This is a genomic window from Arthrobacter sp. P4_F11 (assembly GCF_056401395.1).
Map to the genome: position 1 here is coordinate 14,378 of NZ_JBFUJK010000022.1, position 25,381 is coordinate 39,758.

The window sequence follows — 25,381 nt, forward strand, 5'->3', positions numbered from 1 at the left end:
CCTCCACCCGCGGCGGATCCAGGGCTCAAGCCGGTCACCCGGTTAGAGGAGATGCCCCGTGAGCTCCGCCATCGAAGACCCCGCCACCACACCCGGTACTCCAGCGTCAGATTCTCCAACATCAGGCATTCCAATTCCGGCGGCCGCCGGGGCCCCTGAGCACGTCGGCCCCGACGCGACGGCCGCCGACGCCCGCGCCATTGCCGAGGCCGCCCGCGAAACCAGCTGGACCCAGCCCAGCTTCGCGAAGGGCCTCTACCTTGGCAGCTTCGATTTGTCGCTGATTCACCCGTGGCCCGAGGCTCCCGCCGACGACGTCGAACGCGGCGAGGCGTTCATGGCCCGGCTGGCCGCCTACTGCCGCACGATGTCCGGGCGCACCATCGAACGCGACGACCGGATCCCGGACGACTATCTCAAGGGGCTCGCGGAGCTCGGTGTGTTCGGAATGAAGATTCCCCGCGAATACGGCGGTCTGGGCCTCACGCTCGTGTATTACGGCCGCGCCCTGGCCCTGCTGGGCTCGGTGCACCCAAGCCTCGGCGCCCTGCTCTCCGCGCACCAGTCGATCGGCGTCCCGGAGCCCGTCAAGGTCTTTGGCACTCCGGCCCAGAAGCGTGAATACCTGCCCCGCTGCGCCGCCGGCGCCGTCACCGCTTTCCTGCTCACCGAGCCCGACGTCGGCAGCGACCCCGCCCGGATGGGCAGCACTGCCGTCCTCTCCGGCGACGGCGAGTCGTACCTCCTGGACGGCGTCAAGCTCTGGACCACCAACGGTGTTATCGCCGAGCTCGTCGTGGTCATGGCCCTCGTGCCGCCGCACACCGATGCGGACGGGACCGCCCACAAAGGCGGCATCAGCGCGTTCGTGGTCGAAATGGACACCCCCGGCATTACCGTGGAAAACCGCAACACCTTCATGGGGCTCCGCGGGATCGAAAACGGGGTCACCCGCTTCCACCAGGTCAGGGTCCCGGCCGCCAACCGGCTGGGCCGGGAAGGCCAGGGCCTGAAGATCGCCCTCACCACGCTGAACACGGGCCGGCTCTCCATCCCCGCGCTGTGCGTCGCCACCGGCCGGTGGAGCCTGAAGATCGCCCGCGAATGGTCCGACGCCCGCACCCAGTGGGGCCGGCCGATCGGCCAGCATGAGGCAGTGGGCAAGAAAATCGCCTTCATCGCCGCCAGCGCCTTCGCCCTGGACGCCGTGTTTGAACTCTCCGCGGAAATGGCCGACGCCGGGCAGAAAGACATCCGGATCGAGGCGGCCCTGGCCAAGCTGTGGTCCACGGAGATCAGCTGCCTCATCGCGGACGAGCTCGTGCAGATCCGCGGCGGCCGGGGCTTTGAAACGGCGGACTCCCTCGAAGCCCGCGGCGAGCGCGCCGTCGCCGCGGAACAGCAGCTCCGCGACATGAGAATCAACCGGATCTTCGAGGGATCCTCGGAAATCATGAGGCTGCTGATCGCCCGTGAAGCCGTGGACGCGCACCTGGCGGCCGCGGGAGACCTCGCCTCGGAGGACGCCCGCCTCTCCGACAAGGCGAAGGCCGCCGTCGGAGCCTCCGGCTTCTACGCGAAGTGGCTGCCCAAACTCGTGGCCGGCGCCGGCATGGACCCGCGCTCCTACAGCGACTTCGGCCGGCTCGCGAAACAGCTGCGCTACGTGGAGCGTTCCTCCCGGCGCCTGGCCCGGCAGACCTTCTACGGGATGGGCCGGTGGCAGGCCAAACTTGAGCACAAGCAGGCGTTCCTGGGCCGGATCGTGGACATCGGTGCGGAGCTGTTTGCCATGGCCGCCTGCTGTTCGCGCGCCGAGATGCTGCTGCGGACGCAGCCGGAACGCGGCGCTTCCGCGTACGAACTCGCCGAGGCGTACTGCGAACAGGCCCGCGTTCGCGTCGACGAATATTTCGACCGGCTGTGGCGGAACACCGACGACGCCGACCATGCCCTGGCCCGCAAGACACTGGCCGGGGACTACACCTGGCTGGAGGCCGGGATCCTCGACCAGTCCGAAGGGACCGGTCCGTGGATCGCGGACGCCAGCCGGCGTGCCTCCGTCCGGGAGGACTTGCACCGCAAGTACCGCTGACGGGCCGCCGCCACGGATAGTAAGCATCCTTGCTAACCGGATTCCGCCGTGGTTAGGTTGACGCCAGACCGGCACCTCCAGGGTGCCCGGTCATTCAGCGAAAGTGAGCAGCCCTCATGAGCAGCACCGCAGGCCCCGACGACAAGACAACACGCCACGCCGCGCAGGACGACGCCACAACCCGTCCGGTGACAGCAGTCCGCCACGACGACCCCGTCCGCGACGCACCGGTCCGCGAAACTGTTCACGACACCGTCGTGGACGAGATCCCCACGCGCGAGACGGTCGTGGCCCGCGAGAAGGAAGAGTTCGGCGGCATCAAAGTCGGCTCGGCATTCTTCGGCTGGCTGACGGCCACGGGCACGGCCGTGCTGCTCACCGCGCTGGTCGCTGCCGGCGGTACCGCCGTCGGACTGGCCACCAACACCGATGTGAATGACGCCGTCGACCAGGCCTCCAGCAACCAGACGGTCGGGCTGACAGGCATCATCGTGCTGCTCGTGATCCTCCTGGGCGCCTACTACTGCGGCGGATACGTCGCCGGGCGGATGGCCCGCTTCAACGGCGCCAGGCAGGGCTTCATGGTCTGGATCTGGGCCCTGATCGCCGCGATCGTCGTCGCCGTGCTGGGCCTGGTCGCCGGGCAGCGCTTCAACATCCTGGCCAGCCTGAACAGCTTCCCGCGGATCCCGATCAACGAGGGCGAATTGAACACCCTGAGCATCATCGCGGCGATCGTCGTGGCCGCGGTGGCTTTGGTGGGCGCAGTGCTGGGCGGCCTCGCGGGAATGCGTTTCCACCGCAGGGTGGACCGGGCCGGCTTCAGCCCGGCAGCAACGGTTGAGAACCAGACCGTCAGGGACAACTCAGCCGGAGACAACTCAGCCGGGCGCCCCTAGCCGCAACGGCGTCAGCCCCGGAAGGCTCAGCCGGCAACGACGCCATCTACGTAGTACCAGCGCCGGTCCACCCGCACAAAGCGGCTGCTTTCGCGGTGCAAGCCCCGTTCGCCCTCGTGCCGGTAGTGTGCCGCGAATTCCACCGTGCCTTCGCTGTCAAGCGGGCCGCCGCGGCTGGTGGAGAGGATGTCCAGGCGTCGCCACTGCATGCCGGAGTCAAACTCCAGCTCAGCGGGCCGAGTGTCCGGGTGCCAGGTCCGGAGCAGGTACCCCGCGTCCCGGACCACGAAGGCGCTGTACCGGGAGCGCATGAGCTGCTCCGCCGTTGGCGCCTCGGCGTCCCCGCGATGGAACCGGCCGCAGCAGTGCACATACGCCTCGCCCGACAGGCACGGGCAGTTCCCCTCATACGACGCGGAATATGCCGCTTCCGGAATACTCACGGACCGGTCCGTGCCGGATGCTCCGGCGGGCTCGGAATCGGCTGCTGCGGCGTGCGTCACAAGATGTCCTTCCGGCGGGCCGGACGACGCCGGCGAGGCTGTCTCCGACTATAGACGCCCGGCCGGCGGGGCCCGTGCCCCGCCCCGCGGATAACGGCTTTGACACATATTCGCCACGACTGCCGCGGGCGGCACGGGGCCAGCGAAAAGTACGTATTGTTAAGGGGGCTCCTGCCCGCCGCGTGCTTGCGGCAGGGACCACGCTGAAGCAGGCCGGCAAGGAGAGGTGACATGGAAGATCCAACGACCATTGCGCTGAACCTGACTTTTTTCGGGACCCTCGGCGTGGCGTTCTTCATGTTCCTCGGCCTCTTCCTGGTCTTCGCCGCCACCCTCGTGCTCGCAGGGATCGGCCGGCTGGCGGCAGTCGTTGTCCTGGCCGTCGCCGGGCTCGTCCGCGGAACCCCGGTATCACGGGAAAATGGGGCTGCGGAAGAGCCGGCGCCGCACCGGCCGGCCAAGGCCGTGAAGCCCGCACGCCCCGCCCGGAATGCAGCCAAAAAGGAACCCGCGCTGTCCCCGGGGTGGGCGGCCGCCGTGGCCCGGGCAGATGCCCGCGCCGCCGCGAGGGCCAGGGCCGAGGCCGGACCCGCCGTCCGGGTCACCGTCCGGGACCTGCCCGACCCCCTGGCACCGGCACAGGACATCACGGAAGTCTCTGCCCTCGTGCAGTCGGCCACAGACACCAATGGAACACTTGGCGCCGTCCCGCGGGCGTTCAAAAAGCCGCCCATGCCCGCAGCGAAGTCCCTGCTGGACACCGGATCGCTCGTGGCGCTGCGTGGCACTCCGCCGGCCGGGAAGGCCAAACAGCCGGTCCAGGAACGCAAGGCCGGCTGAGCCCTTACCCCGGGCAGGCAAGTCCGCTACGTTGGAACCCATGGAATTCAGATACCTCGGAAACAGCGGCTTCAAGATTTCAGAAATCACGTTTGGCAACTGGCTGACCCATGGCTCCCAAGTGGAGAACGACGTCGCCACCCAGTGCGTCCGGGCCGCGCTCGACGCCGGTATCAGCACCTTCGACACGGCCGACGTGTACGCCAACACAGCGGCGGAGACGGTCCTCGGAGCAGCCTTGAAGGACGAGCGCCGCGAATCGCTGGAAATCTTCACGAAGGTCTTCGGCCCCACCGGGCCCAAGGGCCACAACGATCTTGGCCTGTCCCGCAAGCACATCATGGAATCCATCAACGGCTCCCTCACCCGGCTGCAGACCGACTACGTGGACCTCTACCAGGCCCACCGCTACGACTACGAGACGCCGCTGGAAGAGACCATGCAGGCCTTCGCGGACATCGTGCGGCAGGGCAAGGCCCTGTACATCGGGGTCAGCGAGTGGACGGCCAACCAGATCCGCGACGGCCATGCCCTCGCCAAGGAACTGGGCTTCCAACTGATCTCCAACCAGCCTCAGTACTCCATGCTGTGGAGGGTGATCGAGGCCGAGGTGATTCCGGCGTCGGAAGAACTGGGCCTGTCCCAGATTGTCTGGTCCCCGATTGCCCAGGGCGTGCTGAGCGGCAAGTACCACCCCGGCAAGCCTGCCCCTGAGGGCAGCCGCGCCACGGACTCCAAGGGCGGCTCGCGGATGATCGAGCGCTGGATGTCCGACGAGGTCCTCACCGGCGTCCAGCAGCTCAAGCCGATCGCGGAGGAGGCCGGGCTGACCATGGCGCAGCTCAGCATCGCCTGGGTGCTGCAGAACAAGAACGTGGCCTCCGCGATCATGGGCGCGTCCCGGCCGGAGCAGATCGAGAAGAACGTCGCGGCAGCCGGCGTGAAGCTGGACGCGGTGATCATGGACAAGATCGACGCCGTCATCGGCTCACTGGCCGAACGCGACCCCGCGCAGACCAAGTCGCCCGCCTCCCGCGAGGCCTAGGCCATGACCAACGCTCCCGAGCTTGCCGTCACCGGGTCCACCGGCCAGCTGGGCGCCCTGGTGGCCAGGCAGCTGTCCCAGGCCGGCAGCCAGCAACGGCTCCTGGTGCGGGACGCTGCCCGGGCACCTGAGCTCGAAGGCGCCGTCCCCTTCGTCACCACCTACGCCGAGCCGGAGCGGACGAAGACGGCGCTTTCCGGGGCGAAAACGTTGTTCATGGTCTCCGCAGCCGAGGCCGAGGACCGGCTGCAGCAGCACTATGCCTTCGTCGATGCCGCGGCCGCAGCGGGCGTCCAGCACATCGTGTACACCTCGTTCTTCGGCGCGGCGCCGGACTCCACGTTCACGCTGGGCCGGGACCACTTCGCGACGGAGGAGCGCATCAAGGCCTCCGGCATGGACTACACGTTCCTGCGGGACAACTTCTACCTGGACTTCCTGCCGCTGCTGGCCGGCGAGGACGGCGTGATCCGCGGCCCCGCCGGAGACGGCGTCATGGCTGCCGTGGCGCGGTCAGACATTGCCCGATCGGCCGTCACCGTGCTGCGGGACCCGTCCCTGCATGTGGGACGGACCTATGACCTGACCGGCCCGGAAGACATCTCGCTGGCCCGCGCCGCCGAACTCCTGACCGCCGGAACCGACCGGGCCATCACCTTCCACAACGAGACCCTGGCGGAGGCCTACGGGTCCCGCGCCTCCTACGGCGCCCCGCCATGGCAGGTGGACGCCTGGGTGAGCACCTACACGGCCATCGCCGCCGGCGAACTCGCCGGTCCGACGTCGGCGGTGCATGAGCTGACGGGCCGGGAACCGCTGAGCCTGGCGCAGTTCCTGGCCGAGGCGCACACGCTGTAGCCCCTGGACCGGAAGGGGCGGGACCGGTGCGTCCCGGTGTTGACGGTTTCCGGGCTGCGGCGTAGACCTGAGACCAGGTGATACCTACTAAACCGGCGGGTCCTTCACAGGACCGGGACCGGGCTGGTCCGGAAAGAATCGCGGCATGCCATGCCAAAGCAAATGTCCAGACACTCTTCTGTCCTGAAAAGTCCGCGCCGGCAGGCCGGACAACCCCGGGCGCATCCCGGCGAACCGAGCCACGGCCCGCTGACGGCGGAGGAACTCCAGCTCGCCGTGCGGAACCATTCCATGCCGCTCGAGGCCCTGCGGAGCGACACCACACCGCCCGGACTGCACTACGTGCTCACGCACTTCGACATCCCGTTCATCGACGCCGAGCACTGGCATCTGTGGATCGGCGGCGCCGTGCAGCGGTCCTTCGAACTGAGCCTGCGGGCGTTGCTCCGGGCACCGAGCATCACCCTCCCGGTCACCTTGGAGTGCGCCGGCAACGGCCGGTCCCTCCTGCGGCCCCGCCCGCTGAGCCAGCCGTGGGTACTCGAGGGCGTGGGGACCGCCGTGTGGACCGGTGTCCCGCTCGCCTACCTGCTGACGCGGGCCGGAGTGGAGGACGACGCCGTGGAGGTGCTCTTCACCGGGGCCGACGCCGGCAGCCAGGGCGGCGTCGCCCAGCAGTTCGCGCGCAGCCTGCCGATCGAGGAGGCCCTGCGTCCCGACGTCGTGCTCGCCTACCGGATGAACGGCGCGGACCTGCCGCCGCAGCACGGCTATCCGCTGCGGCTTGTGGTGCCGGGCTGGTACGGCATGGCGAGCGTGAAGTGGCTGACCTCGATCAAGGTTCTGACCAAGCCCTATGACGGTTTCCAGCAGGCGGTGGCGTACCGCTACCAGCAGGATGCCGAGGATCCCGGAATCCCGGTCACCTGGATCAAGGTCCGCTCGCTCATGATGCCCCCGGGTGTCCCGGATTTCTTCACCCGGAGCCGGATCCTGCCCCCGGGACCGGTGATGCTCACCGGCCGGGCCTGGTCCGGGCAGGGCGCCGTGCAGCGCGTCGACGTCGGGATCGACGGAAAGTGGGCCGCGGCCCATCTGGAGCCCCCGGCTGCGCCGTTCGCGTGGTGTGCGTGGTCGATGCCGTGGGTGGCCGATCCGGGCGAACACGAGCTCTCCTGCCGTGCCACGGATGCCAGTGGCGCGGTCCAGCCGCTGGAACCGGAATGGAACTACCAGGGCATGGGTAACAATGTGGTGCAGCGGATCAAGGTCAGCGTGGCATAGCGCCCCACCCGGGGCGCGGGGACTTAGCGGCCGCGCCGCAGGTGCTCCGCATTCAGTTCCTCGAGCTGGGAATCCGTGAGCTCGTCAAAGCCGCGGGCCTCGCGTTTGTCGCTGCGGGAGAGGCGGATGAACATCAGGATGATCAGGGGCAAGTCGACAATTTCGCAGATGAACCACAGGACGTCCCCCGCCAGCTGCTGGTCACGCAGGGCGTTGGGGAACCAGCCCAGCGCAGACGGCGTCGATGCGACGTGATCCAGCACCTGGCCGTTGAGGCGCAGCAGGATCCCGGGCACGGCATCGACCAGCAACTCGATGAAAACAAACACGAACTCCATGATGAAGAACGCGCTGGAGCGGCGGAAGTCCGCGTCCTCGATGATCGGCAGGGCCATCATCATGCCAAGCAGCGGGACCCCGACCGTCAGGAGCGCCTCGGCCCAAGCGGCTGTGCGGAGGGTGTAGAACGCCGGAGTCAGGAAAGTGGAGAAGAGGGCAAGGCCCAGGAGCGGGGCGGCCATGGAGTTGCCGGCCAACCGCACCGCACTGTGGGCGAGCGCCCTGTTCAGCCGGCCGACGCCGCGCGGCGGCAGGGCCGCACGGGCGAGGGAGATGGGTTTTCCCAGGCCGATCAGCAGCGGCACCACGAAGAGCAGCAGGGAAATCTTGAGCGTGAAGGCCCACCGGAGCTGCGCGCTGTAGACGCCAGGGAACCCGCACGTCAGCACTGTCAGGGACCCAAGGCCCAGAAGATAGAACGCCAGCGTCCGCCACACGGGATGGCGGTGCCCGCGCGCCGCCGCGGCCCTCAGGCCCAGCGCATACAGCAACGCCGAGCCGCCGATCAGGGCGGCGGCGGCCCAGTCGATCTGCCAGGCGGTGAGGACTACATCAAGGGGCGGCACGGGCCCATGATAGATACCATTTCTTGGAAGACGCCGGGCCCGTGCCTGGCCGGGCGGCCCGGGGCAGGCCTCAGCATCCCTCGTAGCCGGTCAGCACCTTGACCTTGTCCGCCGAGGCGGACGAGGGATCGAAGGTGTAGCCGATCCACTCCCGCGCGAGCCGCCGTGCCAGTTCCAGTCCCACCACGCGCTGGCCCATCGTGAGGACCTGGCAGTCGTTGGAGAGTACGGACCGCTCCACGCTAAAGGAGTCATGGGCGGTCGCGGCCCGGATGCCGTCCACCTTGTTGGCGGCAATGGCGACCCCGATCCCCGTGCCGCAGAACAGGATGGCCCGGTCCGCCTGCCCGTCCCGGATCAATTCGCCCGCGGCGATGCCCACGTACGGGTAGGGCTTGGCGAACTCCTCCGGGGCGTCGCCGCGGTTGACGCCGATATCGATGACCTCGGCCACCCGCGCGTCCGTCCGGAGGTCCGCCAGGATCTGGTCTTTGTAGTCCACTCCGGCTTCGTCCGCACCCACAATGAGCCGGATCCCTGCTCCCGGGCTCACGGGCGTGCCCCTGCAGCCTGCCGCACACCGGCAAGGTGCGGACCGAACACAGTGAACACCATCGCCAGGGACGTGGCTCCGGGGTCGGGTGTGCCCACGCTCTTTTCCGCCAGGGGCCGCGCCCGGCCCTTCAGCGGGCGCAGGGCCGCGGTGGCCTGGGCCGCGGAGGCAGCCTCCCGCGCAGCTTCCGCCCACCCGGCATCCGCCCCGGCCCCTGCGCTGGTGAGCCGGCTGAAGGTCTCGGCAAACGGGACCAGCGCGTCCACCATGGTCTTGTCGCCGACGTCGGCCTTGCCGAGCTCGGTGATCCGGGCGGCAAAGGCTGCCACCGCTGCCGCAAGTTCGGTTGCACTGGGTGCGTGGTGGTTGCCGAGCGCCTCGCCAAAGGCCCGCAGGCCGGCGCCCCACAGCACCCCGGAGGTGCCGCCGGCGTTGTCCGCCCACGCATCGCCGGCGGCGCCCAGGGCGGCCCCGGCACCGGCACCGCGGGACGCAGCGCCTGCCGCAGCGGCACTTGCTGCATCAATCCCGCGGACCATGCCCCGGCCGTGGTCTCCGTCACCGGCAATGGCATCGAGGTCGCCAAGGAACTTCTCGGCGTCGTGGATGGCCTCGCGGGCTGCCGCCAGGGCGGCAACGCACTGCTGTGCATAGTCGCGTGAAGCTTCTGCCGCGGCGAAGGCTTCCGGCGCCTCGGTGTCCTCGGCCGGGGTCGTCTCGTCCGCCTCGCCGCCGGGGAGCGCGGCATTCCCGCGCCGGTAGGCGGGGGTCTCGGCGGGAGCGGTCCAGAGCGGCTCGAGTTCGTCATCGAGCCACGTCACGGTCAGGGACACACCGGCCATATCCAGGCTTGTGACCAGTTCGCCGACTTCCGGCATCACCAGTGTGTAGCCGGCGGCGCGAAGCAGCGGTGCGACGCTGAGCCAGAGGACGAAGAGTTCTTCGTGCTTAGTGGAACCGAGTCCATTGAGAATGACGGCGATGCGGTCTCCCGCACCATGCGGCGTCTCGGCCAGCAGCCGGGACACGAACTCCTGGCCCAGCTCCTTCGCGGGCGTCAGATCCGTGTCGAACAGGCCGGGTTCGCCGTGAATGCCCAGGCCGAGGCCCATCTGCCGGTCCTCGAGGGTGAACAGCGGCGCCTCGGCGCCGGGGAAGGTGCAGCCGTGGAAGGCACTGCCGATGGTGCGGGTCAGGTCGTTGGCCTTCCGGCCCAGGCGCACCACCTCGGCGAGGTCGGCGCCGGCTTCGGCGGCCGCGCCCATGATCTTGAAGACCGTGAAATCACCGGCAATGCCGCGCCGTTTTTCCGACTCCGACGGCGGCGCGCTGGCGACGTCGTCGGTAACCAGGACGTTCTCCACTTCGATCCCCTCGGCGGCGAGCCGTTCGCTGGCCATGCCGAAGTTCATGACGTCGCCCGCGTAATTGCCATAGGTGAAGACCACCCCGGCCCCGGAATCCGCTGCCTTGGCCACGGAGTACGCCTGCTGGGCCGACGGCGAAGTAAAGATATTCCCGACGACGGCGCCGTCGGCCAGTCCAGCGCCGATCAGCCCGGCGAAGGCCGGGTAGTGCCCCGAGCCGCCGCCGGCCAGCACGGCCACCTTCGGTTGGCGGGGCCGGTGCCGGCGGACGGCGCCGCCGGGCACCTGGCGCACCAGGTTCGCATGGACGTCGCAGAAGCCGGCGAGGGCTTCCTCGGCGAAATCGGACGGGTTGTTAAATATTCTGGTCATCGTGGGCTCTTTCAGCTGCTCGCGGTCTTCTCAACGGCGGGACTGCTAGTGGATGTGGCTTCCGCCGTTGATATCGATGGTGGTTCCGGTGAGGTAGGCGGACTCCTCGGAGGACAGGAAGGTGATGACGGCCGCGATTTCCTCGGTGCTGGCGTTGCGCCCCAGCGGAATTCCGGCGTTGATGGCCGCTTCCTGCTCTTCGGTGCTGCCCACGCGGATATTCGTGTCCACGGCGCCGGGGGTGATGGCGTTGACGGTCACGCCGGTGCTGCCGATTTCGCGGGCCAGGGCCTTGGTGAAGCCCAGGATGGCCGCCTTGGCCGCGGAATAGGGCACCTTGCCGAAGACGCCGCCGCCGCGCTGGGCAGAGACGGAGGACATGTTCACGATCCGGCCCCAGCCGCTGGCGATCATGTCCGGCAGGAAGGCGCGGGTGACAAGGTAGGTTCCCGTCGCGTTCACGGCCATGACCTTGTTCCAGAGCTCCAGGGTGGTCTCGAGGAACGGCACCGGAGAGGTGATGCCGGCGATGTTGGCGAGGGCCCCGACGGCGGGAAGGCTGCCGGAGCGGACTTCGGCGGCCACGGCGTTGTACGCGGCTGCCACGGAGTCCTCGCTGGCGACGTCGACCTCGTAGCCAAAGGCGGGAACGGTGAACTCGTTGCCGATCTCCGCTGCGACCTTGGCGGACTTCTCGCCGTCCAGGTCCAGGATCACCACGGCCCAGCCCTGGCTGGCGTAGCGGCGTGCGGTGGTGATGCCGATGCCCCGGTCCGAGGTTGCCCCGGTGAGGACGGCGGTGCGCTGGATGGTGCTCATGATGCTCCTTGGGTTGTTCGTTGGTGTGGCAAGTCAGATGAGGTCTGTGATGAAGCTCGCGGCCTTGGCGGCCGCCGCGGGGCGCTCCCCGTGGGTCACGTCCCGGGTCTCCAGCTCCAGGGAGAAGTGGCCGGTGTAGCCGTCGGCCGCGAGGGCCTCCAGGCCGGCGGCGAAATCGGCCTGGCCGTTGCCGATGCTGAGGTTGATGTTCCCCGGCACGGCATCGCGCAAGTGAACATGGGCGATGCGGCCCTGATGGCGCCTGAGGTAGTCCAACGGATCCTCGCCGGCGGCCACGATATGGCTGAAGTCCATGACGATCCCGACCCCGGAACCGGCCAGCCGCCCGGCCAGCAATTCCGCGCGCTCGAGGTTCCAGCAGAACCGCAGGAAGTGCAGGGACTCGGTCCAGAGCTCGACGCCGAACACGTCGGCCCGCCGCTTGGCGGCGGTGAGTTGCGCGGCAATGGTGTCCAGGTCCTCGTCGAGGCTGCGGACCGGGTCGCGGCCGAGGGCGCCGCAGGGCAGGACCAGCGCCTTGGCGCCCGTGCCGGCTGCCAAGCTGAGCAGCGCGTCAAGGTGCCGGTTCCGTGCTGCCTGTGCGTCGGCGTCGAGCAAGGCGTTCAGGTCCCCGATGTCCCCGTTGACCGACCGGACCCGCAGCCCGGAGGTAACCACCCCGGCCGTGACGGCGGCGACGGCATCGGCGTCGAGGTCGTAGGGAACGTGGTCGCACACTCCGGGTAGCGCACCGAGATCCAGTTCATCGAAGCCGAGGCCCTCGATGGTGCGCAGGGCCTCTGCCAGGCTCTGGTGGCGGAAGCTGATGGACGAGCAGCCGAGTCGGGAATTGAACATCGTCGTTGTTCCTCTGGTTGCGCCCGGAGGCGGTGGTGATACGGACCACACTATAGAATTCGACTGTCAACAGTCAACCTTTGAAGTTGACTGTTGACATTGCTTATGGCGCGGGTCACACTGGCGTATCATCTGTTAACAGTCGACAGTGTCGGTGCGGAAGCGTCGGCAGCTCTCTTCGAAAGGGATTGACATGAGCAACGAAGCTCTCACCATGCGGGGCCCGGTGCACGGCACCAGGGAAGCGAAACGGGTCGCGATCGGCTCCAGCGTCGGCGCCGTCATCGAAACCTATGACTTCATCGGCTTCGGCACAGCGGCTGCCCTGTACTTCGGTACGGCCTTCTTCCCCACCGGCGATCCTGTGACCGGAACCCTGGCTGCCTTCGCCACCCTGGGTGTCGGATTCGCGGCGCGCCCGATCGGCGGCATCATTGGCGGGCACCTTGGGGACAAGGTCGGCCGCAAGCCGGTCCTGGTGGCCTCCCTGATCCTCATGGGCATCGCCACTTTCGTCATAGGCCTGCTCCCCACCTACGCCCAGGTGGGTCTGCTGGCTCCGGCTCTGCTGGTGTTTGTCCGCATCGTCCAGGGTCTGGCCTTCGGCGCGGAGTGGGGCGGCGCCATCCTCATGAGCTACGAACACGCACCCTGGAAATCGAAGGGAAAGTACACCGGCATGGTCCAGGCCGGCTTCCCGGTCGGGCTGCTGCTGGCCAACCTCGTGTTCCTCTTCAGCGTCCAGCTCGGCGGCGAACTCGCCTGGCGCATTCCCTTCCTGGCGAGCATCGTGCTGGTCGTCGTCGGACTGATCATCCGCTCCAAGGTCCCCGAATCCCCCGTCTTCGACGAGGTCAAGGACAGCGGCGACATCGTCAAGTCGCCCATCAAGGAGGTCCTGAAGACCGACTGGCGCAACATCGTCAAGGGCATCGGCCTGCGCATCGCCGAGACCGCCGGCTACGCCGTGTCCATCACTTACATGATTTCCTACCTGAACAGCCAGCACCTGGCCGACAAGTCGCAGACGCTCGTGGCCTTGTGCATCGCCTCCGCAATCGGCATCTTCGCCACCCAGGCCTGGGCACGGCTGACGGACAGGATCGGCCGGCGCCCGCTATATATCTGGTCCTGCGCCTTCGCCGTGGCCTTCGCGGTGCCGATGTTCCTGCTGGTCAACACCGGACTGTTCATCTTCATCATCGCCACCCTCGTGATCTCCTACGCCGTCTGCCAGAACTCCCTGGCCGGCGCCCAGGGCCCGTGGTTCCCGGAGCTGTTCCAGGCCAAGACCCGCGCCTCCGGCGCCTCGCTGGCCTACCAGATCTCGGCCATGGTCTCAGGGTTCACCCCGTTCATCACCACATTGCTCTTCGTCAGCTTCGGCTGGATGGGACCGGCACTGCTCTTCGGCACCTACGCCGCCATCGGCCTGTGGGCCGCCGTCGCCACCCGTGAAACCTGGGGCAAGCGCGAACGGGAATTCGCGGATCAGGCTACCAAAAGCACCCCCACCCACGTGAGCGCGTAGATACGCACCGCCCGGAAGCCGTCGAAGGCCTCCCGAAGCAGCTCGCCACGTCATATCTGAAAGGAAGAATCGTGGTTTCAACACAGGAAATAACCACCCGAGGCAACGCCTCCGACGCCGAGGCAGAACGCCTGGCACGGGTCGAAGGGGCCGCCTACCGGATCCGCCACCATGCCCTGAACATGGGCGAAGTCCAAGGCCAAGGCTACGTTGGCCAGGCCCTCGGCGCGGCCGACATGCTTGCCGCGGTCTACGCGGACCAGCTCCGTTTCCGCGCCGACGATCCTGAGTGGGAGGACCGCGACCGGTTCCTGCTCTCCACCGGCCACTACGCGATCGGCCACTACGCGGCCCTCGCCGAGGCCGGAATCATCCCCGTCAAGGAACTGGAGACCTACGGCTCGGACGACTCCCGGCTGCCGATGTCCGGGATGTCCACCTACACCCCCGGCATGGAGATTTCCGGCGGCTCCCTCGGCCACGGGCTCTCCATCGCCGTCGGCGCCGCCCTCGGCCTGCGCTACCAGGGTTCGGGTTCCCGGGTCTATAACTTCCTCTCCGACGGCGAACTTGACGAGGGCTCCACGTGGGAGGCCGCGATGGGCGCCCACCACCACCGCCTCGGCAACCTCACCGCCATGGTGGACATCAACGCCCTACAGGCCGACGGCAAGACCGACACCGTGCTGCGCACCGAGCCCGTCACCGAAAAGTGGCAGGCGTTTGGCTGGTACGCCCAGCGCGTGAACGGGAACGACGTCGGCGCGCTGCTGGCCGCGTTCGACAACGCGGCCGCCCAGGCCGCCGCCGTCGGACGTCCCTCCGTGATCCTGTGTGACACGAAGGTGGGCCGCGGCGTGCCGCTGCTCGAGGACCGCGAAAAAGCCCACTTCATGCGCATCGAAGAACACGAATGGCAGCTCTGCCGCGAGCAGCTGACCGCAGGTTTCGAAGGAAAGGCTGCACGATGAGTACCGCAACAACACCCAAGCTGAAGACCTCTGCCATGATCGCCTCCTTCGCGGACCCGGGCCAGAAGACCGCGTCCGCGCCGTTCGGGCACGCCCTGGTCAAGGCCGCGCAGGAGAACGACAAGATCGTGGGACTGACCGCGGACCTGGGCAAGTACACGGACATGCACATTTTCGCCCAGGCATTCCCGGAACGCTTCTTCCAGATGGGCATGGCCGAACAGCTGCTCTTCGGCGCCGCGGCGGGCCTGGCTGAGACCGGTCTGGTCCCGTTCGCCTCGACGTACTCGGTGTTCGCTGCCCGGCGCGCCTACGATTTCCTGTGCCTGGATGCCGCCGAGCCAAACCTCAACGTCAATATCGTGGGCGGGCTCCCGGGGCTGACCACCGGGTACGGTCCAAGCCACCAGGCGACCGAGGACATGGCGATCTTCCGCGGCATGCCCAATCTGACCATCGTGGACCCGTGCGACTCGCTGGACATCGAGCAGGCCGTCCCCCAACTGGCCGCCAGTGAGGGCCCCACGTACCTACGACTGCTGCGCGGCAACGTCCCCACCGTGCTGGACGAGTACGACTACACGTTCGAACTCGGCAAGGCGAAAGTCCTGCGTGGCGGCCGTGACGTCGTCTTCGTCTCCAGCGGGCTGATGACCATGCGGGCCCTTCAGGCGGCCGAGGCGCTGGCTGCGCACCACGTGGATGTCGCCGTCGTCCACGCCCCCACCATCAAGCCGTTCGACGCCGCGACGGTCCTCGCCGAGCTGAACACCGACCGCCTCGCGGTCACGCTGGAGAACCACAGTGTGGTGGGCGGGTTGTTCGAGACCGTGGCTTCGGCCGTGGTCACCGCAGGGCTGGGTAAACGGGTGGTGCCGGTAGCGCTGCCGGACGAATTCCTGGACGCGGGCGCGCTGCCCACCCTGCACGAACGCTACGGCCTTTCGGTGCAGAGAGTCGTTGCCAAGGTGCTCGCCGAACTCGGCTGAGGATGGGAGGGATCGGCAGTCGCCGGCCCCGCCCATGCCGTACCATCAATTGTTAACACACCAACTGTAAACAGTTGACCACTGACAAACAGTTGACCGCTGAGCGTGAGGACTAACGATGGCCGGAGCAACAGCCCCACTTCTCGGACTGGAAAAGAAGAGCCTCCGCGAGCAGGCGCTATCCGCCCTGCGCACGGCCATCACGAGCGGAGAGCTGGAGCCGGGGCGGCATCTGGTGGAGACCGAACTCTCCGACATGCTCCAGATCAGCCGCGGTACACTGCGCGAGGCCCTGCGTCAGTTGGAGCAAGAAGGACTGCTGTCCGCCGGACCGCGCGGCAGGCTGTCCGTGCGGCACCTGGACGGCAAGGAAATCCGGGACATCTTCGCTGTCCGGGCTGCGCTCGAATCGCTTGCGGTCCGGACACTGTGTGAGTTGCCGGACCGGGCCTCCGTGATTACATCCCTGCGCTCGGCCGTCGATGCCATGGCCGCGGCCGCCGAGGCCAGCCTGGAGGAACGGATTGAATCCGATCTGGAGTTCCACCGGACACTGTGCAGGCTCACCGGAAACGAGACCCTGCTGCACTCCTGGGAGTCGCTTGAGGGCTCCATTCGGATGTCCATCATGTTTGCCGGGATCGAGAGGGCCGTCAAGAACATGAGCGTGGACCGGCACCACGACATCGTCGCCGCGATCGAGACCGGCAACGCGACACTGGCCCGCACGACGGTCCTCGAACACATGGACGTCGCCGCAGCCAACCTGGTGGCCTGACCGGCGTCAGTAGTCCACGATCGCGCCGGCGGAGATGTTGACGGTCGCGTCCGTGATGGCCGCCGCCTTGTCCGAGACGATGAAGGAGGCCACGTTACCGACGTCCGCCAGCGTGGCCGTCCGGTTCAAATGCGCGGCCCTGGCAATCTCCACCACGATCTCATCGCGGCCCTCGGCCTGCCACGGGATGGTTTCGATAATGCCGCCGGTGACCATGGTGACCACCCTGATGCCGTGTTTTCCCAGTTCCAGGGCCCATTGCCGGCGCAGTCCTTCCATCGCGTCGAGCGCCACCTTGAAACCGCCCAGGCCGGGGATCGTCTGCGGGCCCGAGCCGCCGAACATGAGCACGACGCCGGAGCGTTGCTTGACCATGTAGGCGGCGGCCGCGCGGGTGGTCAGGAAGTGCGTCCGCGCGGCCAGGGTGATGGGCTGGGTGAAGTCATCCACATCAATCTCCATGAGTGGCTGCTGGACGTCGCCGAATGAGATCACGTTGAAGGAGATATCAATCCTCTTGCTCTTCTTCGCCACCCGGTTTACGAAGGCATCCACCTGCTCTTCGTCCAGGGCGTCGACGACGGCAGTTTCGGCTGTGCCGCCTGCCTCGCGAATGTCATTGGCTACTTTTTCCAGCCGCGATTCCGTCCTTCCGGCAATGTGCACCGTGGCGCCGTCGGCCGCGAAAGCCCTTGCCACCGCCCCGCCGACCGCCCCGCCGCCGCCGTAGATCAGGGCGGTCTTGCCGTGAAGCACGCCGTTTTCCGGAATCCCGATGTTCACCATGGTCGCCTGCCTAGTGCCGCGGAGTACGTGAATTCCCTCAACTATGTTCTTGCGGAGCGCGGGTGGCAAGAGGACCGGGCGCAGCGCGGCATTAGCTTCTGGGCAGCCCTCCGGGTCCGGTGGCTGGTCCTCCGGTTCCGGGCGCGGGCCCGGTGGCTGGTCCGGCGGAGGGTCTGGGGCCGGCCGCGGGTCCGGGCCCGACCGCGGGTCCGGTGGCTGGTCCAGGCCCGACGGGTCCGGCGGCGGGTCCTCCGGTTCCGAGCGCGGGTCCGGCGTATGCAGGCACCGGCAGCTCGCCCGGATCGACCGGACCCATATCAAGGTGGAATGGCGGATATTCGTCCCGCATGAGGGCAACGTAGGCGATAACGCGGTAGATCCAGCGGTTCAGGCCAAGCAGGAGGTCGAAGAGCCCCCGCCGGTATTGGCCCGTGAACAATAGGATCACGCCGGCGATCAGGACCAGCAGCCCCAGGAGGGAGATGCCCACACCTTGCTGCACCCACTCGCCGTCCCGGTACTCCCACGTCCTCGCGGTCCCCGTCAGCAGACTGATAAGCAGCAGATGTGGAATGGCCAGCAGCCAGGATTTGACCAGCACCAGGCCGCGGGACAGCCGTTCGGGATAGTCGACGTCGAAGTCCGCCGGGTAATCGGTGCGGGCCAGGGTGAAGGGGGGATAGACATCCGTGCCGATAGCGCTGAAGGCGTAGAAGGCCACACGCCAGTTCCAGCGGATCACGCCGACACTGAAATTGAACAGCGAGCGCGGGTAGCGCGCCGTGAACAGGATCGCGAACCACGCCACGATCGTGACCACTCCGAAGGCGAACCAGAGGATAAACAGGACGATGAAGTGCGGGATGGCCAGGAACCACTTCACGAGCCACATCCACCGTGACAGGTTCGGGTCGAGGTAGCCGTGGAGACGGGCGGGGTACACATATGCGGTCGTAGCACCCGGCGCCACCGGATACGGAGTCCCCGGCGGAGCAGCGTAGGCCGCAACGGCACCCGGCGGGGCCGCACTGTTCTGCTGGCCGGGGGTGGCCCTGGGCGGGTAGGGACCCGCGGGATACGGCTGGCCGGGCTGGGCCGGCAAGCGGCCGGGAGGGACACCGCTGCCCGTCCCGCCTTGGCCCGGGCCGCCGCGGCCGAGTCCAACGGCGCCCAGCACTATCAGCGGCACGCCGATCAGCAGCATCACGAGTCCGCCGATCAGCAGGCCGATGAACACCGGCAGGAGCAGGTCTGTGCGTGCCCCTGCCTGCAGATTCACGCTCACCGGAGACGTCGCGTCGGCATTCATGACCACCACTGCCCAGGATCCGGAGCGGAGGTCCCAGGTCAGTTCCTGTTCCCCCGGGCCTGTGGCAGTCGCGGCCCAGAAGGTCTGCTGCGCCGGATTGGACGGGACCTGGGAGCCGGCCACTTCGCGGTACCGCGCGCGGAAGGGGTTGAACCTGACGTCGACGATTTCGGTGCGCCGGACACCAGCCAGGTACGTCGCGACGTCGGCCCGCGGGGCAATTCCAATGAAGATTTCCTTGCCGGGATCGGTGGAGGAACCGCGGAGCAGCACGCTGCCCGCAATGTCCACCGGAACGCCGTCGTCCACGCCGCCGCCTGTCATGAGGTCCAGCCGGGGGGTCGTCAGCGCGTAGGAATTGCCCGAGAAAGGCGCCGACGGCGTGATGAAGTACCTGCCGTCACGTTGCTGGTAGTTGACCCAGCCCGCAAAGCCGGCGCCCGCCAACAGTCCCAAACCGACCAGCGCGCACAGCGAGCCGATCACCAGCATGACAATCCGGCCTGCTTTCATGGCCGCCGTCCTTTCAGATGGTCCGTTTGCCACGCCCGGCCGGGCGTGGCTTCCGGAAGCTGGCGGCCCGGGCCGCTACCGCCCGAGCGAGATCACGAACGGCTTGGCTTCGTCGATCGCGCCGGCACCGCCGGAGTGGAGGACAACGAGCGCTTTCATGCCGTGATCACGACTTTGAGGGCCTTCGTCTCCGCGGCGCGGGCAAAAGTGTCGTACGCCTCCATGAACTCGTCAAAGGTGAAGTGGTGGGTGGCGAAACTGTCCGCGGGGATCTTTTGCTGTGCCACGAGCTTGAGCAGCATGGGGGTGGTGTTGGTGTTCACCAGGCCCATGCTGATGTTGATGTTCCGGATCCAGAGGTCTTCGACGTGCAGTTCCACGGCTTTGCCGTGCACGCCCACGTTGGCCACGGTGCCGCCAGGACGCACGATGTCGGTGCACATCGTGAAGGTCGCCGGGACGCCCACGGCCTCGATCGCCACGTCCACGCCCTGCCCGTCGGTCAGGAGCATGAGCTGCTCCTTCCAGTCGGCATCGGATGAGAGGACCACATCGGTGGCTCCGAATTCGCGGGATTTCTCGAGCCGGTTCGCGTCGAGGTCGACGGCGATGATCGTGGCGGCGCCGTAGAGGCCGGCGGTGGAGATCGCGGCAAGTCCCACGGGGCCCGCGCCGATGACGGCGACCGTGTCGCCGGGCTTGACCCGGCCGTACTGCACGCCGATCTCAAAGCCGGTGGGGAGGATGTCGGAGAGCATGACGGCCTGCTGGTCGCTGACTCCCTCAGGCAGGAGGTGCAGGGAGTTCTCTGCGTAGGGGACGCGGACGAACTCGGCCTGCGTGCCGTCGATCAGATGTCCGAAAACCCAACCGATGCCGGAGGTTCCCTCCTCCCCCAGGCAATGGGAGTACAGGCCGGTCTTGCAGTTGGCGCAGTGCCCGCAGGACTTGATGCATGAAATGATGACGCGGTCCCCGACCTTGAGGCTGGTCACGGAGGCGCCGATCTCCGTGATGGTGCCGACCCCTTCGTGGCCCAGGATGCGGCCCTTGGCCACCGCGGGGACGTCGCCTTTGAGGATGTGCAGATCGGTCCCGCAGATGGTGGTGGTGTCCACTTTGACGATCACATCGCTGGGATTCTGGATGGTGGGATCGGGGACCTCGGTCCACGATTTCTCCCCGGGACCGCCATAGACGAGGGCTTTCATACGTGCTCCTTGGTTTTGAGGATGACCAGCGGGTCCACGAGGCGCAGACGGCACGGAGTCTCCGTGCCATCGATCCCCGAATACAGCAAAGAGGCGCGGGCACGCTCACGGAGTTCCTCGATCGCGGCGGCCGACACCCGGGCATGGGCGAGGTCGAGCACGAGTTCAAACCCGGGAAGCTTGCTTGTGACGCGGCGGCAAACGACGTACAGCGCCCGCACGTTGGCCACGGTCACCACACCATGCACGTCGATCCGCGCTGTTTCGGCGTCGGCGTTCAGGCGGATGAGCACCTTGAGTTTAGGGTCCCCCGAATGGTGATGGATACTCATGTGGCCGTGGTCTCCTGCCTTTTCCTGCTGAAGCCGGAAAGTGCAAACGCCATTTCCTTCCCCAATTCGCGGTGAGACCCGTGCCGTATTTACGTGAAGTGGTTCTTCGCTCGACACGTCCCCCCAACTGGCCGTGCAGCAACCTCCCCACACATTCAGCTTGGGGGGCGCTCGTGGCAGAGGTAAGGGGCGAAAGTCCCGTGTGCGCCTGTTGGGTCCTGCGGCGTCGCCCGCCTAGCCTGTTCCTATGTCTGATCCGCTCGATCCCTGCCGACCCCCGGATCTCGTGCTGGCCTCCGCGCGGCACCCCGGGGAGGAAATATGCTTCGACGTTCATCTTCGTGCCGGGGCCGTGTCGGCAATCATCCCGTCGCGCCCGGGCTCGGGGGCGCTCCCCGCTGCCACCCGGGTGGTGGATCTGGAGGGCCGCTACGCCATTCCTGGGCTGTGGGATGAGCACGTTCATATGACGCAGTGGGCGCTGGCCTCCAACCGGCTTGACCTCTCCAGTGCCGGCTCGGCGCGCGAGGCGGCCGCCGTCGTCGGGGCCCATATCGCCGGGGACACTAGCACCGGGACCGGAAGCGGCGCCGGAGCTCCGGGTCCCGTCCAGACGCTGGTGGGCGTCGGTTTCCGCGATGCCATCTGGCATGACCTGCCCAGTCTGGACCTCCTGGACGGCGTGACGCGCGGCCGGCCTACGGCGCTGATCAGCCACGACCTCCACTGTGTCTGGCTCAACTCCGCAGCGGCCCAACAGTACGGAATGCCGGTGGATGCGGGCGGCCTGCTCCGGGAAGAACCGGCGTTCGCCCTGACCCGGGAGCTTGGCCAGCTGCCGGACGCGGTGGTGGATCCGTGGGTGCGGCAGGCAGGTCAGGCTGCGGCCGCGCGGGGCGTGGTCGGGATTGTGGACTTCGAGATGACGTGGAACCGCGACGCCTGGCTGCGGAGGATCTCCGGCGGCTTCGCTGCCCTGCGGGTTGAAGCGGGGGTCTATCCGCAGGACCTGGACCGGGCCGTGGCAGAGGGGCTGCGGACAGGTTTGGCGGTGGCCGGCAGTGGCGGGCTGCTCAGCGTGGGCCCCCTGAAAGTGCTGATCGACGGCTCGCTCAATACCCGCACAGCGTATTGCGTGGACCCGTATCCGAACGGCGGCCACGGGCTGCTGACCGTGAGCGAGGCGGAGCTGCTCGCCCTGTTGGTCCGGGCCCGGCAGGCGGGTTTTGTGCCGGCGGTCCACGCAATCGGCGACGCGGCCAACCAAGTCGCCTTGGATGCGTTTGAGGCGGCGGGCCTCGCCGGACGGGTGGAGCATGCCCAGTTTGTCCGGAGCGAGGATTTCGCCCGCTTCGGCCGGTTGGGCGTGACCGCGAGCGTCCAGCCTGCGCATGCCCTCGATGACCGGGACGCCGCCGAGGCGAACTGGCCGGGGCGCACGGACCGGTCCTTCCCGCTCCGTTCATTGCTGGCCGCCGGGGCGACTCTCGCCTTGGGCTCGGACGCTCCGGTGGCCCCCCTGGATCCGTGGATTGCCATGTCCGCTGCCACGGCGCGGGCCCGGCTGGATGGCCGCGGGCCGTGGCATGCCGAGCAGGCCCTCACGCGGCAGGAGGCCCTCACGGCCTCGACCCGCGGTCGCGGCCGTCTCCGGGTCGGGGACCCCGCCGATATTGCAGTGCTCGACGGCGACCCAGTGACCGTGTCGGATGCGGAGTTTGCGGCCATGCCGGTGGCCGCCACGTTAGTGGCGGGACGGTTCACGTACGGCGGCTAGGCACCTTTGACGCGCGCCTGGACTAAGTTGGCGTACGGCAGGCGGCCGTATTCTTCGATGAATGCGGCATGGCACCGGGCTTCGGCCGCGTTGAGTTGCTCAACGGGCAACTCTTTCCACGCGATGATCAGGGACCCGGGCACGGCGAGCTGCCAGATGAGCCGCCCGTCCCAGTGGCCCGGCGGCTTGCCTTCGCCGAAGTCGACGAATTCCTGGATTTGCCGGCGCAGTCCGCGGTTGCCCTTGCTTCCGGGGCCGGCTTTGCCCAGGAAAAGAACATCGGCACCGTCCACCCATTCGGCGTCGAGAGCGTCCGTCTTGAGGGTGGGGTTCTTCTTCTTGAAGATGCCGGCGGTGCTCCTGGCCAGGAACTGGGGCCGGAAGCCCTCTGGCCGCAGTACCGCGAAGATCCCGGGCTTCTGCGGGATCCGGTTGATGTCAAGGTCCTGGAGCGGCCGGAAACCGGTGAAGCCGTCCTGTTTCAGCGATTGTGTGTTGATGGGCATGGGTTCCTTGGATCGGGGCTCGTGGCGTTCCTTTGAAGCTTACGGAAGAAGCTCACTCACTGAAGTCCGGGCTCAGCCGCGGGTGAAGGTGCCCAGCCCGGTCTGATCGTAGAAATCGAGCCTGACGCTCGAAGCCGTGCCGCCTCCGGCTGCGGCGTCCGCACCAGGGGCCGCGTCCGCGCCGGAGGCCGCGTCCGCGCCGGGGGCGAAGATTGCCCCGGCAAGACCGTTGGCGTTCTCGCCGATTGACTCAAAGCTGAAGGTGTCGCCGTCGAAATGGGTGAGCGGGAACTTGGTGGTCCTGCCGGCCGGGCCCAGCTCAAGGGTCAGCACGCCGTTCTCCACCGCGACGGTGAGCGGGCCGTAGTAGGAGTTCACGTAACTGCCGATGTAGAAATCGTTGCCCTGCGCCGGTTTGGCCTGGGCCGGTGCCTTGGAATAGTCAACTTTTGGCTTCTCCGACTCATCGATCTTCTGGAAGACGCCCGACGTGAATCCGATCCAGTCCACTGTCGGGGCGCCGTTCTGGGCCGTGTCCAGGAATGCGGCGCAGATGGCTTCGGGGATGCCCTGCGGCCGGCCATTGGTCAGGGCCACAATGCCCAACTGCTCGCCGGGGAGCAGTGAGACGGCGGTCGCGGCACCAAGGTTGAAGGCCCCCGAGTGCCCGAGCATGAGGCGGGCGTGGTCGTCGTAGGAGACGTTCCAGCCCAAGCCGTAGAAGCGGGTGCGGGCGCCCGGCGTCGCCGGTGGGCCCGAGACGGCGTGCGGGACATGCGTGACACCAAGCGCGTCCGGATCGATGACCTCGCTTCCCTCAAAGCTGCCGTTGGCGAGCTGCAGGCGGATCCAGCGCGCCAGGTCGCGCACGGAGGAACTGGCCCCGCCGGCGGGTGCTTCGGCGTCGGCATCCCGGGTGTATTTGGCAACCCAGGTCTTGTTACCGGCTGGGACGTGGATCAGAGCCTTGTTCGTCGCCTTTTGGTAGTCCGCGTGGCGATAGCTCGTGGATGACATGCCCAGGGGCTTGAACAAGACTTCTTCGGCGAGGTCTGCCCAGGGCTTGTTCATGGCATCGGCGACAGCCTGTGCACCAGCCGTGTAGCCGAAGTTGCTGTAGTTGTAGCTCGACCGGAAGGAGTCCAGCGGCTGCTGGTTGAGGTGGCTGAGAATATAGGGCTGGTCGAATCCGAGGTCTTCCAACAGATCGCCCGCCCCCGTACTGAGGCCGCCTTGATGTGACAACAGGTCCGCCGCCGTGGCGTTCCGCGTGACGTAGAGGTCTTTCAGGGCAAAGCCGGGGGTGTGGTTGATCACCGGTTCCGTCCAGGAGATGGCCTTGCGGCCCACGGCCACGGCCGCCACCGTGGAGGCCAAGGGTTTGGAGACCGAGGCCAATTGAAAAACGGTATCCGTGTCCACTGTCTCCGGCCGGCCCGATTCCCGTACGCCGAAGCCCTTGGCGTACACCATTTGGTCCTGGTAGACCACGGCCACGGCGACTCCCGGAACACCGGTACTCTCCATCACGCCCTGGACCATCCCGTCCAGCTTTGCCAAGGCGGCGTTGACCTTCTGTTGGTCCAGGAGCGGTTCGACCTGCGGTTCCGGCGCCGGAAGCACAGACGCCGACGGCGTACCGGAGGCGCCAGAGGCACTGCTTCCGGCACCGGCGGGGGCACTTTGGGCAGTGCAGGCGGCCAGCAGCGGCATGCCCGCTATCCCCGCGGCGCCGACGCCGACCGCTTTAAGTAACGAGCGGCGGTCCGAAGGCAGCGAGCTGATCCTCGTCCCTATAGATTCCCTCTGGTTCATGGACAATCCTCCGCCCGGTTCCGCCTGGGGCGCAGAGCTAACGCCCCCTCCCATGATGGACCCGTGCCCGTGTTTGAGACAGGGGCGGGGCGCTCGGGTGGGGGGTCCTCGGACGCCGGGAACTCGCGGCCGCACCTCCACAACCGCCAGCGCATCCCACCAATCCCGCTAACCTCGCGGCCTCCTTCTGGTTACCCCTAATTAATGTCCGATCCCCGAAGGAGACTGGATTCATGGACGGCAATCAGGGGTCCGAAGTGGTTCCGGCGGGAGACGGCGACGGCGGCTTCGGCCGCGCCGGGCGCGGTGACGACGGCGGCCGGGATTTGCTCGCATTTTGCGCCCGCGTGCTCCGGGACGTGCGTCAGGCCGAGGATCCCGACGGAACGATCGAACAGTACCGACGGCTTGACGAGTTGCACTCTGCGCTCGACGCGTTACGGACGCGTCTTCAGCTCGACGTTT

General features: G+C 67.6%; 24 protein-coding genes. 11 read left to right on the top strand and 13 right to left on the bottom strand.

Annotated elements, in window-relative coordinates; translation table 11 throughout:
- The first annotated feature begins 58 nt into the window (after positions 1–58).
- On the top strand, positions 59–2,095 hold the full coding sequence (locus AC1DRO_RS19515; RefSeq protein ID WP_476952086.1) for an acyl-CoA dehydrogenase family protein: 2,037 nt from the start codon (positions 59–61) through the stop codon (positions 2,093–2,095).
- 116 nt (positions 2,096–2,211) lie between these two features.
- Positions 2,212–2,994, top strand: coding sequence for a hypothetical protein (locus tag AC1DRO_RS19520; protein ID WP_476952087.1), 783 nt, complete (start codon positions 2,212–2,214; stop codon positions 2,992–2,994).
- 26 nt (positions 2,995–3,020) lie between these two features.
- Here AC1DRO_RS19520 and AC1DRO_RS19525 read toward each other — a convergent pair whose 3' ends face one another.
- Positions 3,021–3,437: a YchJ family protein gene (locus AC1DRO_RS19525; protein ID WP_476952112.1), complete on the bottom strand. Its 417-nt coding sequence runs from the start codon at positions 3,435–3,437 to the stop codon at positions 3,021–3,023.
- Positions 3,438–3,728: 291 nt separating this feature from the next.
- Between AC1DRO_RS19525 and AC1DRO_RS19530 the strand changes: the two genes are divergently transcribed.
- The 4 genes from AC1DRO_RS19530 (at position 3,729) to AC1DRO_RS19545 (ending at position 7,524) form a co-directional block, all read left to right on the top strand.
- Positions 3,729–4,337 carry a hypothetical protein gene (locus AC1DRO_RS19530; RefSeq protein WP_476952088.1) on the top strand — a complete coding sequence of 203 codons (609 nt, stop codon included), beginning with the start codon at positions 3,729–3,731 and terminating at the stop codon, positions 4,335–4,337.
- 40 nt (positions 4,338–4,377) lie between these two features.
- Positions 4,378–5,382: an aldo/keto reductase family protein gene (locus AC1DRO_RS19535; protein WP_476952089.1), complete on the top strand. Its 1,005-nt coding sequence runs from the start codon at positions 4,378–4,380 to the stop codon at positions 5,380–5,382.
- 3 nt (positions 5,383–5,385) lie between these two features.
- Entirely contained in the window at positions 5,386–6,240 is an 855-nt protein-coding gene (locus AC1DRO_RS19540; RefSeq protein ID WP_243178022.1) for an SDR family oxidoreductase, read from the top strand.
- A gap of 162 nt (positions 6,241–6,402) precedes the next feature.
- Positions 6,403–7,524, top strand: coding sequence for a sulfite oxidase (locus AC1DRO_RS19545; RefSeq protein WP_476952090.1), 1,122 nt, complete (start codon positions 6,403–6,405; stop codon positions 7,522–7,524).
- A gap of 23 nt (positions 7,525–7,547) precedes the next feature.
- On the opposite strand, the gene AC1DRO_RS19550 is transcribed toward AC1DRO_RS19545, so the two are convergent.
- The 5 genes from AC1DRO_RS19550 to AC1DRO_RS19570 form a co-directional block, all read right to left on the bottom strand.
- On the bottom strand, positions 7,548–8,429 hold the full coding sequence (locus tag AC1DRO_RS19550) for a cytochrome c oxidase assembly protein (RefSeq protein WP_476952091.1): 882 nt from the start codon (positions 8,427–8,429) through the stop codon (positions 7,548–7,550).
- A gap of 70 nt (positions 8,430–8,499) precedes the next feature.
- Positions 8,500–8,964 carry a ribose-5-phosphate isomerase gene (locus tag AC1DRO_RS19555; protein ID WP_476952113.1) on the bottom strand — a complete coding sequence of 155 codons (465 nt, stop codon included), beginning with the start codon at positions 8,962–8,964 and terminating at the stop codon, positions 8,500–8,502.
- Between the two features lie 14 nt (positions 8,965–8,978).
- Positions 8,979–10,721, bottom strand: a complete 1,743-nt coding sequence (locus AC1DRO_RS19560) for a dihydroxyacetone kinase family protein (RefSeq protein ID WP_476952092.1) — start codon at positions 10,719–10,721, stop codon at positions 8,979–8,981.
- A gap of 45 nt (positions 10,722–10,766) precedes the next feature.
- Positions 10,767–11,540 (bottom strand): SDR family NAD(P)-dependent oxidoreductase, encoded by a 774-nt coding sequence (locus AC1DRO_RS19565; RefSeq protein WP_028276880.1) that lies wholly within the window; start codon positions 11,538–11,540, stop codon positions 10,767–10,769.
- Positions 11,541–11,573: 33 nt separating this feature from the next.
- A complete protein-coding gene (locus AC1DRO_RS19570) occupies positions 11,574–12,398 on the bottom strand; it encodes a sugar phosphate isomerase/epimerase family protein (protein ID WP_476952093.1) in 825 nt (274 codons plus the stop codon).
- Between the two features lie 193 nt (positions 12,399–12,591).
- Between AC1DRO_RS19570 and AC1DRO_RS19575 the strand changes: the two genes are divergently transcribed.
- From AC1DRO_RS19575 to AC1DRO_RS19590, 4 genes are all read left to right on the top strand, one after another.
- The gene (locus AC1DRO_RS19575) at positions 12,592–13,929 is read left to right on the top strand and encodes an MFS transporter (protein ID WP_459385853.1); all 1,338 of its coding nucleotides are present in this window, start codon (positions 12,592–12,594) and stop codon (positions 13,927–13,929) included.
- Between the two features lie 89 nt (positions 13,930–14,018).
- Positions 14,019–14,900 (top strand): transketolase, encoded by an 882-nt coding sequence (locus AC1DRO_RS19580; RefSeq protein ID WP_476952114.1) that lies wholly within the window; start codon positions 14,019–14,021, stop codon positions 14,898–14,900.
- Complete coding sequence (locus tag AC1DRO_RS19585; protein WP_476952094.1) at positions 14,897–15,889, top strand: transketolase family protein; 993 nt, start codon at positions 14,897–14,899, stop codon at positions 15,887–15,889. The genes AC1DRO_RS19580 and AC1DRO_RS19585 overlap by 4 nt, the downstream gene beginning before the upstream one ends.
- A gap of 118 nt (positions 15,890–16,007) precedes the next feature.
- On the top strand, positions 16,008–16,667 hold the full coding sequence (locus AC1DRO_RS19590) for a GntR family transcriptional regulator (RefSeq protein ID WP_018776075.1): 660 nt from the start codon (positions 16,008–16,010) through the stop codon (positions 16,665–16,667).
- 6 nt (positions 16,668–16,673) lie between these two features.
- On the opposite strand, the gene AC1DRO_RS19595 is transcribed toward AC1DRO_RS19590, so the two are convergent.
- The 4 genes from AC1DRO_RS19595 to AC1DRO_RS19610 all read right to left on the bottom strand — a co-directional run bounded on the left by AC1DRO_RS19595 (position 16,674) and on the right by AC1DRO_RS19610 (position 20,818).
- Positions 16,674–17,453, bottom strand: coding sequence for an SDR family NAD(P)-dependent oxidoreductase (locus AC1DRO_RS19595; RefSeq protein WP_476952095.1), 780 nt, complete (start codon positions 17,451–17,453; stop codon positions 16,674–16,676).
- 91 nt (positions 17,454–17,544) lie between these two features.
- Positions 17,545–19,275, bottom strand: coding sequence for a DUF4389 domain-containing protein (locus tag AC1DRO_RS19600; protein WP_476952096.1), 1,731 nt, complete (start codon positions 19,273–19,275; stop codon positions 17,545–17,547).
- A 155-nt stretch (positions 19,276–19,430) separates the two neighbouring features.
- Positions 19,431–20,486 (bottom strand): zinc-dependent alcohol dehydrogenase family protein, encoded by a 1,056-nt coding sequence (locus tag AC1DRO_RS19605; RefSeq protein ID WP_018776072.1) that lies wholly within the window; start codon positions 20,484–20,486, stop codon positions 19,431–19,433.
- Complete coding sequence (locus tag AC1DRO_RS19610) at positions 20,483–20,818, bottom strand: hypothetical protein (protein WP_028276886.1); 336 nt, start codon at positions 20,816–20,818, stop codon at positions 20,483–20,485. Before AC1DRO_RS19610 ends, AC1DRO_RS19605 begins: the two co-directional genes overlap by 4 nt.
- 247 nt (positions 20,819–21,065) lie before the next feature.
- On the opposite strand from AC1DRO_RS19610, the gene AC1DRO_RS19615 reads away from it, so the two are divergent.
- Positions 21,066–22,595 carry an amidohydrolase gene (locus AC1DRO_RS19615; RefSeq protein ID WP_476952097.1) on the top strand — a complete coding sequence of 510 codons (1,530 nt, stop codon included), beginning with the start codon at positions 21,066–21,068 and terminating at the stop codon, positions 22,593–22,595.
- On the opposite strand, the gene AC1DRO_RS19620 is transcribed toward AC1DRO_RS19615, so the two are convergent.
- The 3 genes from AC1DRO_RS19620 to AC1DRO_RS19630 form a co-directional block, all read right to left on the bottom strand.
- Positions 22,592–23,101, bottom strand: a complete 510-nt coding sequence (locus AC1DRO_RS19620; RefSeq protein ID WP_476952098.1) for a hypothetical protein — start codon at positions 23,099–23,101, stop codon at positions 22,592–22,594. The two genes, AC1DRO_RS19615 and AC1DRO_RS19620, sit on opposite strands and share 4 nt — an antisense overlap.
- Positions 23,102–23,173: 72 nt before the next feature.
- The gene (locus AC1DRO_RS19625; RefSeq protein ID WP_476952099.1) at positions 23,174–24,916 is read right to left on the bottom strand and encodes a serine hydrolase; all 1,743 of its coding nucleotides are present in this window, start codon (positions 24,914–24,916) and stop codon (positions 23,174–23,176) included.
- Positions 24,917–25,113: 197 nt separating this feature from the next.
- A complete protein-coding gene (locus tag AC1DRO_RS19630) occupies positions 25,114–25,338 on the bottom strand; it encodes a hypothetical protein (protein WP_476952100.1) in 225 nt (74 codons plus the stop codon).
- Positions 25,339–25,381: the final 43 nt, after the last annotated feature.

Excerpts from the sequence above, each read along its gene's own strand:
- AC1DRO_RS19520 (WP_476952087.1), top strand. The coding sequence starts at position 2,212 with ATGAGCAGCACCGCAGGCCCCGACGACAAGACAACACGCCACGCCGCG.
- AC1DRO_RS19530 (WP_476952088.1), top strand. The coding sequence starts at position 3,729 with ATGGAAGATCCAACGACCATTGCGCTGAACCTGACTTTTTTCGGGACC.
- AC1DRO_RS19535 (WP_476952089.1), top strand. The coding sequence starts at position 4,378 with ATGGAATTCAGATACCTCGGAAACAGCGGCTTCAAGATTTCAGAAATC.
- AC1DRO_RS19540 (WP_243178022.1), top strand. The coding sequence starts at position 5,386 with ATGACCAACGCTCCCGAGCTTGCCGTCACCGGGTCCACCGGCCAGCTG.
- AC1DRO_RS19545 (WP_476952090.1), top strand. The coding sequence starts at position 6,403 with ATGTCCAGACACTCTTCTGTCCTGAAAAGTCCGCGCCGGCAGGCCGGA.
- AC1DRO_RS19560 (WP_476952092.1), bottom strand. The coding sequence starts at position 10,721 with ATGACCAGAATATTTAACAACCCGTCCGATTTCGCCGAGGAAGCCCTC.
- AC1DRO_RS19565 (WP_028276880.1), bottom strand. The coding sequence starts at position 11,540 with ATGAGCACCATCCAGCGCACCGCCGTCCTCACCGGGGCAACCTCGGAC.
- AC1DRO_RS19570 (WP_476952093.1), bottom strand. The coding sequence starts at position 12,398 with ATGTTCAATTCCCGACTCGGCTGCTCGTCCATCAGCTTCCGCCACCAG.
- AC1DRO_RS19575 (WP_459385853.1), top strand. The coding sequence starts at position 12,592 with ATGAGCAACGAAGCTCTCACCATGCGGGGCCCGGTGCACGGCACCAGG.
- AC1DRO_RS19585 (WP_476952094.1), top strand. The coding sequence starts at position 14,897 with ATGAGTACCGCAACAACACCCAAGCTGAAGACCTCTGCCATGATCGCC.
- AC1DRO_RS19590 (WP_018776075.1), top strand. The coding sequence starts at position 16,008 with ATGGCCGGAGCAACAGCCCCACTTCTCGGACTGGAAAAGAAGAGCCTC.
- AC1DRO_RS19595 (WP_476952095.1), bottom strand. The coding sequence starts at position 17,453 with ATGGTGAACATCGGGATTCCGGAAAACGGCGTGCTTCACGGCAAGACC.
- AC1DRO_RS19600 (WP_476952096.1), bottom strand. The coding sequence starts at position 19,275 with ATGAAAGCAGGCCGGATTGTCATGCTGGTGATCGGCTCGCTGTGCGCG.
- AC1DRO_RS19605 (WP_018776072.1), bottom strand. The coding sequence starts at position 20,486 with ATGAAAGCCCTCGTCTATGGCGGTCCCGGGGAGAAATCGTGGACCGAG.
- AC1DRO_RS19610 (WP_028276886.1), bottom strand. The coding sequence starts at position 20,818 with ATGAGTATCCATCACCATTCGGGGGACCCTAAACTCAAGGTGCTCATC.
- AC1DRO_RS19615 (WP_476952097.1), top strand. The coding sequence starts at position 21,066 with ATGTCTGATCCGCTCGATCCCTGCCGACCCCCGGATCTCGTGCTGGCC.
- AC1DRO_RS19620 (WP_476952098.1), bottom strand. The coding sequence starts at position 23,101 with ATGCCCATCAACACACAATCGCTGAAACAGGACGGCTTCACCGGTTTC.
- AC1DRO_RS19625 (WP_476952099.1), bottom strand. The coding sequence starts at position 24,916 with ATGAACCAGAGGGAATCTATAGGGACGAGGATCAGCTCGCTGCCTTCG.